Origin of the sequence: Oceanobacillus kimchii X50, from assembly GCF_000340475.1 — a bacterium.
In the GTDB taxonomy this organism is placed as follows: domain Bacteria; phylum Bacillota; class Bacilli; order Bacillales; family Amphibacillaceae; genus Oceanobacillus; species Oceanobacillus kimchii.
In genome coordinates, this window is sequence record NZ_CM001792.1 from 1,013,538 (window position 1) to 1,029,779 (window position 16,242).

Sequence of the window (16,242 nt, forward strand, 5' to 3'; positions counted from 1 at the left end):
GGTTAGGATGAAATCTATGTTTGTAGCTTTAGTGATATTAATTAGCATTGTAATTTTAAGTATTGCAATTAATAAGTTTCTTGTGAAGCAGTTTCAGATAGACATTCCTGAATCGAAAGAAAGGTATGTTAATCGGTTGCATAAAACAGTGGAAAAAGTATTTCATGCGGGTACGTTAATTGCGATACCACTTACATTTACTCAGTTCCCTCAATATACTGTATTCGTTTTTATTATTCCAGCGATGCAGCAGTTATTTCGCTTTTTAATGGAGTTTTTATTCAACTATGAAAATAAACGGTTTATTTTAAGTGTGAATACTAGTTGGCTATTATTGATAGGTGCAATTGTCTATGATTTCTACACATAAAATAATAGGAATTATTAGAGACAATAAAGTTTCAATTTATAACATGCAACAGAAGAAAAATGTTGGCCACAAAGGACTAACAATTTCTTCTGTTTTTTATTTAGTTAGATATCTTTTGTTTTTTAGAATTTATACATTGCTTACTACAGTGATAGCCTCTATAAAGGACAATACACGAACTTAAACGTGTAGAGAAGCTGGTTAACTTTATCATTTTTAGTTAATTTTAAAATTTTAAAAAACTTATTGATTATACGTACAAATTATATTAATATAATTGATAAGCGTAAATTTATACGTATAAGTTAATTTGAAAGCGTTTTATTTAAACAGATAATCAAAAAATAAGCAAAGGAGAGGATTGGTTGAATATTTATTGAAAACGCTATCAATACAATTAAAAAATTAGGGGGTTTTTGTATGAAAAAGTATGTTTATTTAAGTTTTTTAGTATTGCTTTCGTTAATGCTAGTTGGCTGTAATAATGATGAAAATGTAATTGAATTTTGGACACCGTTAACTGGAGATGATGGTGCCTATATGAATCAATTAGTTGATGATTTTAATGAACAATCAGATCAAGAAATCGAAATTAAACATGTGATTACCTCTGATATGTATACCAAATTATATACGGTAATGAATTCAGGTAGTGGGATTCCTGATCTTACTTTAATTCATGCTGATCGTGTACCAAGTTTTGTCAAGCAAGATTTACTTAAGCCAATGACAGGAGTTATGGAAGCACAATCAAACATAAATCAAGAAAATTACTTAGCAGAAGCTTGGACAGCAGGTGAGATTGATGGTACGCAATATACAATTCCGCTTGATATTCATGGAAGTGCAATGTATTACAACCAGGATTTATTAGAGAAATATGGTGTCGAAAATTGGTTAGATGATGATGTAGTGACTTTTGATGAGATGTTATCGCTTGAGGGGCAATTAGAAGAGGGAGATTATCTTGTTAATGATGCTCTAATGGGTTGGGTGATATTGGCTCAAATTCAAAATTTAGATGGAGATATTCAAGAGAATGGAGAACCAGCCGTAAATACTCCCGTTATGAAAGAAGCAATAGAGCGAGTAAAGGAAATTACAGATGCAGGATTAATGACTCCATATGGTGAAGATGGATATCTAATGTTTCAATCTGGGAATGTACTATTCTCAACAGATGGTACTTGGAGTTCCACAGGTCATGCGCAAGTAGAAGGACTGAATTTTGGTGTAACTAATATCTACGCACCATCACCAGATAATTTTCATAATAGAGCCTCTGCTCATCTTTTTTCCATGTTGAATAAAGAAGAAAGATCGGAAGAGAAAGAGGCAGTAATCGCAGACTTTTTGGAATATATTCGTAGTCATTCAATTGAGTGGGCGGAAGCAGGACAAATTGTTGCTAGTACAGAAGTAGTAGAGTCACCTGAGTATGATGAATATATGCAGTCATTCTTTACGAAAAATGAAGCAGAAGAAGAATCCTTACACATCTATACGTATGAACATTATCCTTATATTGCTGAAGCCATTGATACGTACATTGCTGATCTCGTACATGGAGAAATGGAAATAGATCAAGGATTAGAAGAAATGCAGAAGTTTGTTGACGACAAAGTGAAAGAAGGAACGTTAGATGTGGAGAATTATGAAGATACAGGAGAAGAGTCAGAAGAATAGAGGATAGGATGGAAAGCATGTGGTGAGGAGGAAAAGAGATGAAAAAGAAATTCAACCTATCACCAATATTCTTTGTCGGCCCTCATATCATTTTGTTCATTGTGTTCATACTTTTGCCGTCCATATATGGTATATATGCTTCGTTTACGAATTGGAATTTAATTGGAGATCCAGTGTGGGTGGGGTTGGATAATTATAAAACTATATTATTTGATTCGGATTCAACCTTTCATTCTCAATTTATGAATGGTATGAAGAACACGCTTATCTTTGTAGCAATCAGTGTTCCATTAATGATTGTTATCCCATTATTAATTGCTGTAGCTTTAGAGAACAAAGGTGTAAAAATGAAGAATTTCTTTCAAACGATTATTTATGTACCAGGTCTTATCTCAATTTCCGCAGCAGCATTAATTTGGTCATTAATATTTAATAAACAATTGGGTGTTGTTAATAATTTATTTGGCTCCGATGAGGTTTGGGCATCTTCTCAACCATACGCATGGATAATTATATTCGTAATTACGGTGTGGGCAGGTGTCGGAGGTAATATGATTATTTATCGAGCATCGATTAATGGGGTGCCAAAGGATTTATATGAATCAGCAGATATTGACGGAGCTGGAGCCATTAGGAAATTTTTTAGCATTACCTTACCATCCATTCGTTTTCCATTGATTTATACGATGGTTATGACAACTGCAGGTGCGTTTAATGTTTTTGCACAACCATTAATGATGACGAACGGTGGTCCCAGGCAAGGAACAACAGTACTTATGATGTATATACGAGATTTAGCCTTTAGCCATGGGGAGTCCATAGCTGGTATCGCCTCAGCAATGGCTGTACTGCTTGGTTTAGTCATCCTTGTCATTTCAGCATTCCAATACTACTTGATGAATAGAAATACAGCTTAATAACTAAAAAATGAAGGGAGTAGATGGTATGAAAAACAATATATCAAAGTATTTAGCCTATCTATTTCTGATAGTAGTTAGTGTGATTTGGCTTATTCCACTCATATTTGGTTTTGCAACTTCTTTTCGTTCACAAACTGAAGTGGTTACCGCAGGGTTTCGTATGCTTCCGGTTAATTGGGTAGTGGAAAATTATGCTGCTATCTTTTCGGATACATCATCAGCACCAATTTTACAATGGATAGGAAACTCTGTATTTATAGCAGTTACTCATACTTTATTAGTTGTAATAGTTATTTCAATTACAGGTTATGGTTACTCTAGAATGAATTTTAAAGGCAGAGATGTTTTATTTTTTACCTTATTAGCAATATCTTTCTTCCCGAATGTAGTTAATTTAATTCCTTCTTATAAAATTATTGACACATTAGGATGGGTGAATACACCTTGGGCGATGATAGTTCCAGGATTGGCAGGAATGGGGAATATATTTTTAGTTAGGCAATTTATGAAAAATGTACCGAAAGAGCTGGATGAATCAGCTCGTGTAGATGGTGCTAGTGATTTTCAAATTTACGCTAGAATTATTTTGCCAGCAATAAAGCCAATTTTAATTGTATGTGGACTGTTCTCCTTTGTTGGCTCATGGAATGACTTTTTATGGCCGGTAATTGTGTATACCGATGTTGAAAAAATGCCAGTCACAGCTGGATTACTATTACTGCAAGATATATATGGTAACTATCGAATGATAGGTCAATTGATGGGATCTGCGATATTAGCAATTATACCAACTGTCTTGTTATTCTTTTTCGCTCAAAAGTACTTTGTTCAATCACTTGATTTAAATTCAGGTATAAAAGGATAGGTTCTAGACTGTTAGGAGTTGGCGTCTCATGCGTAGAAAAGCCGAAAGAAGATTATTGTTTGTTGGTGCAACATGGAATTTAATTACATCATTATTAACGATATTTAGCTATAATACTTGGTTCCAAGCACAAGGGAAAGTGGCTTTAGAAGGTGCTGAAGCAGAGTCATTAGTTATGGGGGCGAGTATGTTAGATAACATATCTAAAGTAATTATGACATTTGGACTGTTCGTTTTTGTAGGAGCTATTATTAACTTTTTAATAGCAGTAAAGTTAAAAGATAATACAATCCAAAAAACATTCCTTATCTGGATTGGTGTATGGACAGCTATTCAATTAGCAAGTATGGACATTTTAGGTTTTGTTATATATCTATTAGTCTTTATTATTTATATAGCAAAAAATAAAGCTATAAGACTATCGGCAAATGCAGCTTAAGCTAAAAAATAATAGCAAATAATATTCGACAAAGAGGTGTATTCATGAGTAATAAACTAATCGTAAATACGGATATTACAGAAGGAAAAATAAATAAAAATATATATGGACATTTTGCTGAGCATTTAGGCAGAGGAATTTATGAAGGGCTATGGGTTGGAGAAGATTCTAGCATTCCGAATATAAAAGGGATAAGGAAAGATGTGCTAGATGCTTTGAAAAAATTAAATATTCCGGTTCTTAGGTGGCCTGGTGGATGTTTTGCGGATGAATATCACTGGAAAGACGGAGTCGGACCACGTGAACAAAGGAAAAGAATGGTTAATACGCACTGGGGTGGAGTTGTAGAAAATAATCACTTTGGAACGCATGAGTTTATGTTGTTATGTGACCTATTAGAAACAGAACCTTATATATGTGGAAATGTTGGAAGCGGAAGTGTTCAGGAAATGTCCGAGTGGGTTGAATATATGACGTTTGACGGGGAATCACCAATGGCGAATTGGAGAAAAGAAAATGGGAAGGAAGACCCGTGGAAACTGACATATTTTGGTGTTGGTAATGAAAATTGGGGCTGTGGCGGTAATATGCGTCCAGAATATTATGCTGACTTGTATCGCCGGTATCAAACTTATGTGAGAAATTATGGAGACAATCAAATCTATCGAATTGCTGGTGGAGCAAACGTAGATGATTTTCATTGGACGGAAGTTTTAATGCGTGAAGCTCATCATCTAATGGATGGATTAAGCCTACATTACTATGTGCATCCGGGTGGTTTTGAGAATAAAGGGCAGGCAGTAGATTTTTCTGAAGAAGAATGGGATATTACCATGCAAAAGACGATGTATATGGAAGAATTAATTAGAAAACATGGAACTATTATGGATAAATATGACCCTGAAAAACGTATTGGAATGATTATTGATGAATGGGGTGCCTGGTATGATGTAGAGCCAGGAACAAATCCAGGATTTCTCTATCAACAAAATACCATTCGAGATGCGGTAGTGGCAGGTGTACATTTCAATATTTTTCATGATCATTGTGATCGGGTTCAAATGGCAAATATTGCTCAAATGGTAAATGTTATTCAAGCAATGATCTTAACAGAGGGAGATAAAATGATTTTAACTCCTACTTACCATGTATTTGAACTGTATAAGGTCCATCAAAATGCTGAAAAACTTTCATTAAATGTGAGAACGGATACTATTATTGAAAATGACCAAACCTATCCTACAGTTAGCGCAACAGCATCGAAAGCACAAGATGGAACGATCAATATAAGTTTATGTAATTTAGATAAAGATGCAAGAACTCCGGTTGATATAGATCTACGTGGGATAGAAGTTAAAGAAATAAGTGGTCGCATATTAACTGCAAATGAAATGAATGCGAAAAACACATTTGAACAACCTGAAAATGTTGTTCCAGAAAAATTTACATCTTATAGTCAAGAAGGAAATACTCTACAGGTAGAGCTTCCATCGAAGTCAGTTTTAGTATTAACGATTAAATAAGTATGTTTGGCCGAGCGGATTTATACAATCTTCTTGGCCTTCATGTATTTAATTCTATTATTAAATCGTTAGGAGTGTAAACATTGGATAAAATTACAATGAAGGATTCGTTTTGGAATAATTATTTACAATTAGTAAAGGAAGAAGTTATTCCGTATCAGTGGGAAGCATTAAATGATCGAATACCTAATACAGAACCTAGTAGAGCAATTAAAAATTTCAAAATTGCAGCAGGAGAAGCAGAAGGTAAATTCTATGGGATGGTGTTTCAAGATAGTGATGTTGCAAAGTGGCTAGAAGCTGTAGCCTACAGTTTAGAACATTTTCCCGATCAAAAATTAGAAGAAACTGCTGATGAATTAATTAATCTATTGGAAAAAGCACAACTTGATGATGGATACTTGAACACCTATTATACCGTAGCAGAACCCAATAATCGCTGGACGAATGTTCGAGATAATCATGAACTTTATTGTGCCGGACATTTGATAGAAGCAGCTGTAACTTATTATCGGGTGACAGGAAAAGATAAATTCTTAAATGTAATGTGTAAATATGCGGATTATATTGTAGATACATTTGGGGAAGAAGATAGTAAAATCCATGGTTATCCGGGTCATCAAGAAATAGAACTAGCATTAGTTAAGCTATATGACGTAACAGGAATCGAGAAGTATCTGAATTTGAGTAAATATTTTATTGACGAACGTGGCAGACAACCTCATTACTTTGATATCGAAAAAGAGGCAAGAAATGATAAAAATGCCTTTTTTTATCCAAAAGAATATGAATATCATCAAGCTCATCAACCAGTACGTGGACAGGAAAAGGCAGTAGGCCATTCAGTTAGAGCAATTTATATGTATTCTGCCATGGCAGATCTCGCATTGAAAACAAATGATGAATCATTAATAGAAGCTAGTAAGAGATTATGGAATAATGTTACCAGTCAACAAATGTACATAACAGGTGGAGTTGGTTCAGAGGAGTTTGGTGAATCATTTTCATTTGATTATGACTTACCAAATGACATTTCCTATACGGAAACGTGTGCATCGATTGCATTAGTATTCTGGGCAAAACGGATGTTAGATTTACATGTTAATAGAAAGTACGCTGATGTGATGGAGAAAGCACTGTATAATGGTACAATTAGTGGAATGTCATTGGATGGCAAGAGCTTTTTCTATGTAAATCCTTTGGAAGTTTTTCCGAAAGCAACAGAACGACACAGTCATCATCATGTTAAGCCAGTTAGACAAAAATGGTTTAATTGTGCTTGTTGTCCACCGAATCTAGCAAGATTAATTTCTTCCATTCATCATTATATTTATTCAAAAAGGGAAGATCAGTTATTTATACATTTATACTGTGGGAATGAATCTTCTATAGAAGTAAATAACCAAATCGTTGATATCGAACAAAAAACGGATTATCCGTGGGACGGAAAAGTTTCGGTTTTCATAAATCCTACTTATCAAAGTGAGTTTACTATTGCATTGCGTTTACCAGGATGGTGTGATAACCCCTTTTTAAATGTGAACGGAGAAGAAATGGACATACAATCTATTGAACAGGGTGGCTACGTCTATATCAATCGAACATGGAAAAAAGGAGATAGTATTGAATTACTTTTGCCTATGTCTGTTAAACAAATGAAAGCCCATCCTCTAGTTAGACAAAATATTGGAAAGGTTGCCTTACAACGAGGACCAATTATATATTGTTTAGAAGAGATAGATAATGGGGAAAATCTTCAGCAAATATTTGTAGATACTAATAAAAATTATCTTGATGCTGAATTTGATTCGGAGTTATTAGGCGGGGTAGTAAAATTATTTGGTACGGCGTATCGCTTAGATTCTTCTTTATGGCAAGAGGATTGTTTATATGCGGAATCGAAAATGAACCTCACTCCGATCGAAGTAAAAGCTATTCCATACTATTCATGGTGTAATAGAAAACCAGGAGAAATGTTGGTTTGGATAAATGAGAAGTAATCGGATTTAGTATTAATTAGAGGTCATTGTGGTTCACTCATTACCGGAAAAAGCTTTGTTTTTTTGAAGCGACTCCAAACAGTTATAAAGAAGTGAAATAAACCGTTTTGTGATATGGATGATTTTTTTATATTCCAATTATCAATCGGTTTTTTCATTTCTTTGTTAGAGTATTGATTATGTAATTATTTGTTTTATTATCATTAGAGCAGGATATCTATTAATAATCTAGAAGTATTTAAGTTATTAGTACTTTTGTATAGGAGGAAGGGTTTAAATGGAATATTCAGCCCCAAAACATTTTATATCAGCAGCAACGATTGTCATTAATGAGAATGATGAAATCTTATTAATTAAAGGTCCAATTAGAGGTTGGGAGATGCCTGGTGGTCAAGTTGAAGAAGGGGAATCATTGAAAGCAGCCGCTGTTCGAGAAACGAAAGAAGAATCTGGCGTAGATGTTGAAATAATAAAGTTCTGTGGTGTATTTCAAAATGTTCAACATTCGATTACCAACACTTTATTTCTAGCCAAACCAATAGGAGGGAATCCATCCACTACACTAGAGAGTTTAGAAACAGGCTACTTCTCTATTAAAGAAGCATTAGATATGGTTACTTTACCTAATTTTAAAGAAAGAATTAAATATTGCTTAGATGAAAGAACACATCCTTTTTGCATAGAGTTTTGAATATAAATTATTTTGAAGTCAACCTCTTTTCTTGTGAGGTGTATACAGATATTTCATCAGTGACTTTATTTTTTACAATGATATGGTTGGAGCTTTCTACTGTAGAATAAATTTCAGATCCTTTGGCTTCAGTATTGGAACGTAAATGTCTAACGGGTACAACATCAGGGGGTGTCTGCTCCTTGATTTCACCAATTTTTACAGATTGGGTGTAGTTCTCTGCATCATCAAAATAATAATTAGTATCATGAATTCTGATAATTCCTTGATAGGAGTTACTTTCTGTTGATGTATTGCATGCTCCGAGCAATAATAAAATGAAAAGAAACATTGATCGCTTTTTCATCATCATAACCCCGTTTTTTGTTTAATTATAATTATAGGGAGAACTAAAAATGAATCAAACATTGGTTAAAAAGAAGAATGGAGCAGTAGCTGCGTTTCACTTGTAATAGGTATCATCTGTTTTTTAATCGTATTTGTGAAACCTACTAGAATTGCAAACATAGGCAGTTTAACAGGAGATTATATTACTTTGGCATTAACTGCAGCAGGTATTTATCCTTTCTATGTTTGGTAGATTGAAAAAGTCAGAGAAGAATGTAATTCCAACTATTGCGTTGATACTTTCTGGATCCTTTATTATTTATTGGATGATTTTTATTTTCTTGATTACTGGAATCATTGATTTTGCACCATAAAATGAAAGGTATGAGAATAGTTGAAAATAGCATTGATCGTTATTAATTTAATCATTTGCGGTTTTCTTGTTATTGCTATAACGTTATTTTTTGCTAGCGGAACAATTGCTGAGAATTATACAGATCAAACATTTGTGGCACCTGAATATTTCTTCATTTTGCTTATTTGGTTCCTTAGCGTTGTATTGTTAGGGGTTTATATTTATAAACGTAAGATAGAACATATTTCATATCCAGAAATTATTTTTATTCATCTTATTCCATGGATTTCTTTGTTTGTTGGTTTTTTTATTATCCATTTTGCATCCTTTTAAAAAGAAAACGCAATTATGATATGAGAGGAGTTAGTACTTGATGAATAAACTTGTATCTTATCGAAGGATAATAGTTTGCTTGTTATTAATCGTGTTAATATCCTATGTATTTATTATAAATCTTGATTCAAAACACCAAGTTGAACAGGTAGATGATGCGTATAGTTTTACAGCTCAGGGTTACGTCGTCTCGAAAAGATTAACAAACAAAATATGGATTGCAGATGAACCTACTTCTTTTATCAATAGAGTTACAGGGCATCTTTTTTCCAAACATAATGGGCTTATAATTGTTTCGGAGCATCAAGATGTCAAAGGTAACAACTTGTTTCACAATGTAAAAGTAAATCAAAAAGTGCGTATCTATAGCGATAAGTTAATGGAATCCTTACCTGCGAGAACGAATGCCTATTATGTTGAAGTAATTGAAGAGTAATTTTTACTATTATTACGAAATGTATTCATTCTAAGAAATTCTTCACCAGCGCATTAAATTTCTCGGGATATTCCCAAAACATCATATGTCCACCAAATACTTCTATTTTTGCTGTTGGAGCTAATTGTTTCATATAAGGCTCTGCAACATCGGACCAATGTTCTGCAAGCACAAATAAAGTAGGAATTTCTAAACTAAGCTGTCGTGCTTCTGTACGATAATCAGAAAATAATCCAGAGGCAAACAAGCTAGCAGCTACATATGGAGGAGTTAGTAATGATTGATCAATAATCCAATCTAATTCACTCTCGGTTAGTTTACGCTGAATCATTACATTTTCACTGTAACTTTTAATAAATTCCTTTTGGCCTTTTTCATCTCGTAAACTGGCATGATAAACATGAGCCATATCATCCAATCTTCCTTCGATCCAATCATTTTCATTTACGGATAATGATTTAGGCGGCATATCTATGAGTATGGTAGATTTAATATTATCACTTCCAAACTGTTTGACGTATTCCCATACAGTTAGACAACCAAAAGACCACCCAACTAAATGGATATTCGTTAAACGTAAGCTTTGTAAAACCTTGTGTAAATCCATTCCATGAGTAAGGTAATCATTGCCATGAGCAGTCTTAGTAGATTTTCCATGACTTCTTGGATCGATAACAATCACACGATAATTATTCGAAAAAAAACTAACTTGATGATGAAACACTTCGGATGTAAAAGTGAACCCAGGGATAAAAACAAGCACATTCTCTTTACCACCACTATCACTGACATAGAGTTTTACATTTTCTTCTACCTCTACAAAAAAATCTTCCATCTTTATCTCCTCCAACATTTTTAATTTTCTATTAGTATATTTCAATAAAAACTGAAAAAGACCTTCTGAAAATTAGTTGAATTAGAGATAAATAAGGTTAGTAATGTAAACTATAGTATATATAATTCGATACAGCGAGAAAAGAGGCATATTTATGTTTGATTTTTCATTATTAGATTGGTTTATCGTTCTTATCTGTGCATTATTTGTTGGATTTTCAAAGTCTGGATTACCCAATTTAGTTATTTTAGTTGTAACTTTAATTATGTTTGTATTTCCTGCACGGGAATCAGTAGGTATATTACTTCCTATGTTATTAATTGGAGATTTATTTGCGGTTACATATTATCGTAGAAATGTAGTTTGGAAGTATCTAACGAATTTGATACCTTGGGTGTTAATTGGAATCTTGACAGGCTTCTTTGTACTGCAGTATGTCAATGATGAACAGTTAAAACCAATCATCGGTATTATTGTTTTAATCATGATAGCATTAAATGTGGTTAGAGAGAGGCTGGGTAGTAAATTTAATGAGATGCTACCGACTTCATTGACATTTACAATTTTAATGGGAGTGCTTGGTGGCTTTACTACAATGGTTGGTAATGCAGCTGGTGCTATTATGACGATATACTTGCTTGTAAAAGGGCTTCCAAAGAAAGAATTTGTGGGGACAGGTGCTTGGTTTTTCCTTTCAGTTAATGTGATTAAATTTCCTTTTTATATGTACTTAGGATTAATTACTACCGAATCATTAATATTTAATTTAACAATGGCACCGATTATCGTACTTGGAGCTATAATCGGAGTGAAAGTGTTACCGCTTATACCGCAAAATGTATTTACTATACTTATATTAGTCTTAGCAACGATAGGTGGAATCAATTTACTTATTAATTAGTGCAGATAAAAACAACCGAACTTGCATCCAGTTAATTTAACATTAAACGGAGAAAAGTTCGGTTTTGTTTTTGTTTTAAGTTGGTACTATATTAAAATGCAGCTGTCCAACCGCCATCTGCTGTTACAACTGTTCCGTTAACGAAGCTTGCATCATCAGATGCTAAGAAAAGTGCCACTTGTGCAATCTCTTCTGGTTGTCCAACACGTGGCATAACACCTTGAACTGCTTTTGTACGTCCCATACCGAATTCATTGAATCCTTTTAACGAGGAAGTAATATTAGTAGCAACCCCCCCTGGAGCGATGGCATTACAACGAATGCCGCTGTTTGCATACATATATCCTGTATTTTTGGTTAATCCAATTACAGCATGCTTAGAAGCGCCATATGCAGCACCAGCATGCGCACCATTTAATCCCCCAGTAGAAGCGGTATTTACAATAACACCGCTTTCTTTCTCAAGGAAAATTGGTATAGCTTTACGCATTGCGCGCATAACTCCTTTTGTATTTATATCAAAAATGAGGTCCCAACGGTCATCCTCAATATCACCAACTGCTTCAAAACCATCCATAATTCCGGCATTATTTACTAAAATATCTAATGTACCGTAAGTTTCAACAGCAGTATCAATCATCTTATCAATATCTTCTTTTTGAGCAATATTAACTTTGATTGCAGTTGCAACTCCGTTATTGTTTGTAATTTCTTCAACAACACTTTGAGCGCCTTCTTCATTTAAGTCAGCGACAATTACTTTTGCACCTTCACTAGCATAAAGAGTAGCAATGGCTTTACCCATACCAGACGCTGCACCTGTAACGATAGCTACTTTGTTTTGTAGTTTCATTTCAATCTCCCCCTAAAATTTATTGTACATCTGTTCAATAAAAATTATACTGTAAAATAGAGGTGCTTTCTATTATAATAGAGTATCGTTTTTGGTTAATCGACAGTTCGTCATAAACATGTTCAATAAAAAGGTTGTGAAGAAATTGAAAAAAGATCTTCGTATCATAAAGACAGAAAAAAACATCCGGACGGCATTATTTTCTTTATTAAAATCAAAGTCATTAGAAGATATTACTGTATCTGAACTGTGTCGTAAGGCTAATGTAAATAGAGGAACATTCTATTTGCATTACGGAAATATTCAAGAAGTATTTAAACAAACTTTTGAAGAAATAGTAGAAGATTTAAAAATTTCTTATGATGAACCATATAAACAGACGAACGACAATATTAATCAACTAGATGCAAATATGATAAGAATATTTGATCATGTGAAAAGACATCAAAATTTTTATGAAATAGTATTTAATGAACGTATTCCAATGACGTATTATTATTCCGTTTTTGACCGGATTCGTTTGTTGATGTCTTATTCCATCGAAAAACCGCTGAAAACAATTACTAATATAAATAAGGATTATTTATTAAGCTATCAAACCAACGCAATTCTTGGTTTGTTAATTCAATGGCACCGAAAAAATTATGAAACACCAGTTGATGAATTGAATCAACAACTATTAAAAATTATAAATTTTCCAAGCTAGTTGAGCAGGTTGACAAGTTGAATGTATAAAGAGGGAGAGAATGTTAGATATTTCAATAGTCATTTAATCCTTTTCCTCTTTAAATTGTTAAAATAGTATAGACTTTATTATCAGATTATTGTTATTATAATGAGAATACAAATAGATTGGAGGATGTTGTTTTGAAATCTTTAGAGAAAGTGAGTTCTTTCGCAGGTAACACCTTTGCAATATGGGTGCTATTATTTGGGGTAATCAGTTTCATCTTTCCGAGTGGTTTTTCTTGGATTGCTCCACATATTTCGCTCCTTCTTGGAATCATTATGTTTGGAATGGGGTTGACACTTACGCCAAAAGATTTCAAGGGAGTAATAAAGGCTCCGAAGAGTGTATTGATTGCTGTGATTTTGCAATATACAATTATGCCATTTACAGCATATGGGTTAGCCGTACTTTTTCAACTTCCTCCAGCAATTGCGGTGGGAGTCATTCTAGTAGGATGTTGCCCTGGTGGTACTGCATCGAATGTTATGACATATTTAGCTAAAGGGAATACCGCGTTATCCGTATCCGTGACAACAATATCTACGTTAATTGCACCAATTATGACGCCTGCATTAACGTTGTTATTAGCTAGTGAATGGATGGCAGTTTCATTTACGAGTATGTTTATATCCATTATACAGGTAGTATTACTGCCGATTGTATTGGGTGTCGGGGTACGTATGTTATTCCGTAATCAAGTGGAAAAAAGCGTATCTGTTCTACCACTTGTATCTGTAATTGGAATTGTTGCTGTAGCAAGTGCGGTTGTTGCAATAAATACCGAAGCAATAGCAACATCTGGTCTATTCATTTTTGGAGTTGTTGTCCTACATAATTTGATTGGTTTATGTCTAGGTTTTCTTATTGCTAAACTGTTTAAACTCAATTTTTCCGAACAAAAAGCAATATCGATCGAAGTAGGTATGCAAAATTCTGGTCTCGCGTCAACGCTAGCATTAACAGCATTTGCGGCAACACCAGTAGCGGCGGTACCGAGCGCGATTTTTAGTGTGTGGCATAATATTTCAGGACCTTTATTAGCAACATATTGGTCAAAACGAGGCAGTAAAGATATTTCCATTGGCAATGAAAAAGTGCAAAACCTGGGATGAATAAGTTACGACTGAAAAATATATTCCTAAGGTTTTATGAAACTAATTTTTTATTATATCCTTAATTTTCTATCTCAACACAATGATATTTACAAAAAAATACTGTGTAATAATTTATTCAGTATTAGAAAATCCTAGATAATAATATATTGAAAATAAACCGTCTGAGTAGTATAGTGAAATTAATTGTAAAATATTTATTGTGCTGAGGATGATGAAATTGTCAAAACAATCACGTAAAATTACAATCCTGAATGCAGCATCAGGAATCGTAAGTGACAAAGGGATTTTTAATTTAACATTAGAGGCTGTAGCGAAAGAAGCGGGCATTAGTAAAGGCGGGTTGTTATATCACTTTCCTTCTAAAGAAGCTCTTGTAAAAGGAATGGTGGAACACTTAGCACAAAATTATCAACATAAAATAAGTGATAATGTTGAAAGAGATCCATTGGAAAGAGGAAAATGGACGAGATCTTTCTTAAATGTAACTTTTAATCAAGGATATCCAAATAAAGATATGCATGCAGGTCTATTAGCAGCAAAAGCGGTTAATCCTAAATTGATGGCTCCACTTCATGATGCTTATGAAAAATGGCAAAATAATATTGAAAATGATGGGTTAGATCCAATCGATGCAACGATCATACGACTAGCAGCAGACGGTATTTGGTTAGCTGAACTTTTGGAGCATTATAATATAGATGATGAAAAGAAGAAAGAAGTATATAAAAGGCTCCATGAGTGGATTCAAGACTTATATATAAAAGCTGAAAAGAAAGAAAAAGATAGTAATTAAACTACCTATATTTTTAGGTAGTTTTTTTAATGAAGTATTTTATAAAAATGACAAACTATGTAAAAAAATGAAAAAGGCTGTTGATATAAAACCGTCTGGATGGTATAGTATCACTTGTGATAAATAAACCGTCTGAACGGTATAGTATAAAAGATAAATTATTATAAATTTATAGGAGGTATAAGATGACTAGCAAAGTGATGTTAACCGCTGCTGTTACAGGAGCAGGAGATACTATTCAAAAAAATCATAATGTTCCGGTTACACCCAAGGATATTGCTGAATCTGCGATTGCTTCTGCTAAAGCAGGTGCTACTGTGGCGCATGTTCATGCAAGAGACCCAAAAACAGGTGGAATCAGTCATGATATAGAACATTATCGTGAAATCGTAGATCGAATTCGTGATTCTGAAACAGATGTAGTAATTAATATTACTTCTGGCGGTGGAGGAGATTTCATTCCAAGTTTAGATACACCAGCAGCAGGAGGAAATGGGACAGATATCCAGATTCCATCAGAACGACACGAACCTATTGGAGAATTATTGCCAGAGTTGTGTACGTTGGATTGTGGGTCTACAAACTTTGGTGACATGATCTACATGAGCCCAACTGAATGGCTGCGTGAACAGGCGGTACTTGTGCAAAAGAGTGGAGTAAAACCAGAACTTGAATGTTTCGATACTGGACATGTTCATTTTGCAAATCAATTAATTAAAGAAGGATTAATTGATAATGATCCGATGTTCCAATTTTGTCTCGGAATTCCATGGGGAGCAGATGCTGAATTAGATACGTTGTTGTATATGAAAGGACGTATTCCTGAAAATGCACATTGGTCTGCATTTAGTATTGGACGAAATCAATTACCAATGGTAACTCAGGCTGCCCAACTTGGAGGAAACGTAAGAGTTGGCTTAGAAGATAACATTTATTTAAAAAAAGGTGTATTAGCAACAAATGAAGCTTTAGTAGATCAAGCGGTAAATCAATTACATGCAAATAATATAGAGATAATGACCCCTCAAGAAGCAAGAGAGGCTTATAACTTGAGAGGTAAATAAAGGGGA

The 16,242-nt window shown here is 33.9% G+C and carries 18 protein-coding genes; 15 read left to right on the forward strand and 3 right to left on the reverse strand.

Annotation, left to right across the window (positions count from 1 at the left end; all coding sequences use genetic code 11):
* Positions 1-16 precede the first annotated feature (16 nt).
* The 8 genes from C794_RS05465 to C794_RS05505 all read left to right on the forward strand — a co-directional run bounded on the left by C794_RS05465 (position 17) and on the right by C794_RS05505 (position 8,494).
* Positions 17-370: a DUF4181 domain-containing protein gene (locus C794_RS05465; protein WP_039819592.1), complete on the forward strand. Its 354-nt coding sequence runs from the start codon at positions 17-19 to the stop codon at positions 368-370.
* A 420-nt stretch (positions 371-790) separates the two neighbouring features.
* Positions 791-2,056, forward strand: a complete 1,266-nt coding sequence (locus tag C794_RS05475; RefSeq protein WP_017796120.1) for an extracellular solute-binding protein — start codon at positions 791-793, stop codon at positions 2,054-2,056.
* A gap of 38 nt (positions 2,057-2,094) precedes the next feature.
* A complete protein-coding gene (locus C794_RS05480; RefSeq protein ID WP_017796121.1) occupies positions 2,095-2,973 on the forward strand; it encodes a carbohydrate ABC transporter permease in 879 nt (292 codons plus the stop codon).
* A gap of 28 nt (positions 2,974-3,001) precedes the next feature.
* Positions 3,002-3,841, forward strand: coding sequence for a carbohydrate ABC transporter permease (locus C794_RS05485; protein WP_017796122.1), 840 nt, complete (start codon positions 3,002-3,004; stop codon positions 3,839-3,841).
* 28 nt (positions 3,842-3,869) lie between these two features.
* Positions 3,870-4,280, forward strand: coding sequence for a DUF4064 domain-containing protein (locus tag C794_RS05490; protein WP_017796123.1), 411 nt, complete (start codon positions 3,870-3,872; stop codon positions 4,278-4,280).
* 44 nt (positions 4,281-4,324) lie between these two features.
* Entirely contained in the window at positions 4,325-5,803 is a 1,479-nt protein-coding gene (locus tag C794_RS05495) for an alpha-N-arabinofuranosidase (RefSeq protein WP_017796124.1), read from the forward strand.
* 98 nt (positions 5,804-5,901) lie between these two features.
* On the forward strand, positions 5,902-7,803 hold the full coding sequence (locus tag C794_RS05500; protein ID WP_154648773.1) for a glycoside hydrolase family 127 protein: 1,902 nt from the start codon (positions 5,902-5,904) through the stop codon (positions 7,801-7,803).
* Positions 7,804-8,080: 277 nt separating this feature from the next.
* Positions 8,081-8,494, forward strand: a complete 414-nt coding sequence (locus C794_RS05505) for an NUDIX hydrolase (RefSeq protein ID WP_017796126.1) — start codon at positions 8,081-8,083, stop codon at positions 8,492-8,494.
* Positions 8,495-8,501: 7 nt separating this feature from the next.
* On the opposite strand, the gene C794_RS05510 is transcribed toward C794_RS05505, so the two are convergent.
* On the reverse strand, positions 8,502-8,840 hold the full coding sequence (locus tag C794_RS05510; RefSeq protein ID WP_017796127.1) for a hypothetical protein: 339 nt from the start codon (positions 8,838-8,840) through the stop codon (positions 8,502-8,504).
* Positions 8,841-9,215: 375 nt separating this feature from the next.
* Between C794_RS05510 and C794_RS05515 the strand changes: the two genes are divergently transcribed.
* Together C794_RS05515 and C794_RS05520 are read left to right on the forward strand one after the other, a co-directional pair.
* The gene (locus tag C794_RS05515; RefSeq protein WP_017796128.1) at positions 9,216-9,509 is read left to right on the forward strand and encodes a hypothetical protein; all 294 of its coding nucleotides are present in this window, start codon (positions 9,216-9,218) and stop codon (positions 9,507-9,509) included.
* Positions 9,510-9,549: 40 nt separating this feature from the next.
* Positions 9,550-9,945: a DUF3221 domain-containing protein gene (locus tag C794_RS05520; protein WP_017796129.1), complete on the forward strand. Its 396-nt coding sequence runs from the start codon at positions 9,550-9,552 to the stop codon at positions 9,943-9,945.
* Between the two features lie 25 nt (positions 9,946-9,970).
* Here the strand turns inward: C794_RS05520 and C794_RS05525 are convergent, their stop codons facing one another.
* Positions 9,971-10,780: an alpha/beta fold hydrolase gene (locus C794_RS05525; protein ID WP_017796130.1), complete on the reverse strand. Its 810-nt coding sequence runs from the start codon at positions 10,778-10,780 to the stop codon at positions 9,971-9,973.
* Positions 10,781-10,934: 154 nt separating this feature from the next.
* Between C794_RS05525 and C794_RS05530 the strand changes: the two genes are divergently transcribed.
* Entirely contained in the window at positions 10,935-11,681 is a 747-nt protein-coding gene (locus C794_RS05530) for a sulfite exporter TauE/SafE family protein (RefSeq protein ID WP_017796131.1), read from the forward strand.
* Between the two features lie 91 nt (positions 11,682-11,772).
* On the opposite strand, the gene C794_RS05535 is transcribed toward C794_RS05530, so the two are convergent.
* Entirely contained in the window at positions 11,773-12,534 is a 762-nt protein-coding gene (locus tag C794_RS05535; RefSeq protein ID WP_017796132.1) for an SDR family oxidoreductase, read from the reverse strand.
* Between the two features lie 136 nt (positions 12,535-12,670).
* On the opposite strand from C794_RS05535, the gene C794_RS05540 reads away from it, so the two are divergent.
* From C794_RS05540 to C794_RS05555, 4 genes are all read left to right on the forward strand, one after another.
* Positions 12,671-13,240, forward strand: a complete 570-nt coding sequence (locus C794_RS05540; RefSeq protein ID WP_230199337.1) for a TetR/AcrR family transcriptional regulator — start codon at positions 12,671-12,673, stop codon at positions 13,238-13,240.
* Between the two features lie 161 nt (positions 13,241-13,401).
* Complete coding sequence (locus tag C794_RS05545; RefSeq protein ID WP_017796134.1) at positions 13,402-14,376, forward strand: bile acid:sodium symporter family protein; 975 nt, start codon at positions 13,402-13,404, stop codon at positions 14,374-14,376.
* 220 nt (positions 14,377-14,596) lie between these two features.
* The gene (locus tag C794_RS05550) at positions 14,597-15,172 is read left to right on the forward strand and encodes a TetR/AcrR family transcriptional regulator (RefSeq protein ID WP_017796135.1); all 576 of its coding nucleotides are present in this window, start codon (positions 14,597-14,599) and stop codon (positions 15,170-15,172) included.
* Between the two features lie 185 nt (positions 15,173-15,357).
* Complete coding sequence (locus C794_RS05555) at positions 15,358-16,236, forward strand: beta-keto acid cleavage family enzyme (protein WP_017796136.1); 879 nt, start codon at positions 15,358-15,360, stop codon at positions 16,234-16,236.
* The last annotated feature ends 6 nt before the right edge of the window (positions 16,237-16,242 follow it).

Bases quoted from the DNA above. Each gene is read 5' to 3' on its own strand.
- C794_RS05555 (WP_017796136.1), top strand. From the start codon at position 15,358: ATGACTAGCAAAGTGATGTTAACCGCTGCTGTTACAGGAGCAGGAGAT.
- C794_RS05500 (WP_154648773.1), top strand. From the start codon at position 5,902: ATGAAGGATTCGTTTTGGAATAATTATTTACAATTAGTAAAGGAAGAA.
- C794_RS05465 (WP_039819592.1), top strand. From the start codon at position 17: ATGTTTGTAGCTTTAGTGATATTAATTAGCATTGTAATTTTAAGTATT.
- C794_RS05535 (WP_017796132.1), bottom strand. From the start codon at position 12,534: ATGAAACTACAAAACAAAGTAGCTATCGTTACAGGTGCAGCGTCTGGT.
- C794_RS05510 (WP_017796127.1), bottom strand. From the start codon at position 8,840: ATGAAAAAGCGATCAATGTTTCTTTTCATTTTATTATTGCTCGGAGCA.
- C794_RS05475 (WP_017796120.1), top strand. From the start codon at position 791: ATGAAAAAGTATGTTTATTTAAGTTTTTTAGTATTGCTTTCGTTAATG.
- C794_RS05485 (WP_017796122.1), top strand. From the start codon at position 3,002: ATGAAAAACAATATATCAAAGTATTTAGCCTATCTATTTCTGATAGTA.
- C794_RS05530 (WP_017796131.1), top strand. From the start codon at position 10,935: ATGTTTGATTTTTCATTATTAGATTGGTTTATCGTTCTTATCTGTGCA.
- C794_RS05505 (WP_017796126.1), top strand. From the start codon at position 8,081: ATGGAATATTCAGCCCCAAAACATTTTATATCAGCAGCAACGATTGTC.
- C794_RS05490 (WP_017796123.1), top strand. From the start codon at position 3,870: ATGCGTAGAAAAGCCGAAAGAAGATTATTGTTTGTTGGTGCAACATGG.
- C794_RS05525 (WP_017796130.1), bottom strand. From the start codon at position 10,780: ATGGAAGATTTTTTTGTAGAGGTAGAAGAAAATGTAAAACTCTATGTC.
- C794_RS05495 (WP_017796124.1), top strand. From the start codon at position 4,325: ATGAGTAATAAACTAATCGTAAATACGGATATTACAGAAGGAAAAATA.
- C794_RS05520 (WP_017796129.1), top strand. From the start codon at position 9,550: ATGAATAAACTTGTATCTTATCGAAGGATAATAGTTTGCTTGTTATTA.
- C794_RS05480 (WP_017796121.1), top strand. From the start codon at position 2,095: ATGAAAAAGAAATTCAACCTATCACCAATATTCTTTGTCGGCCCTCAT.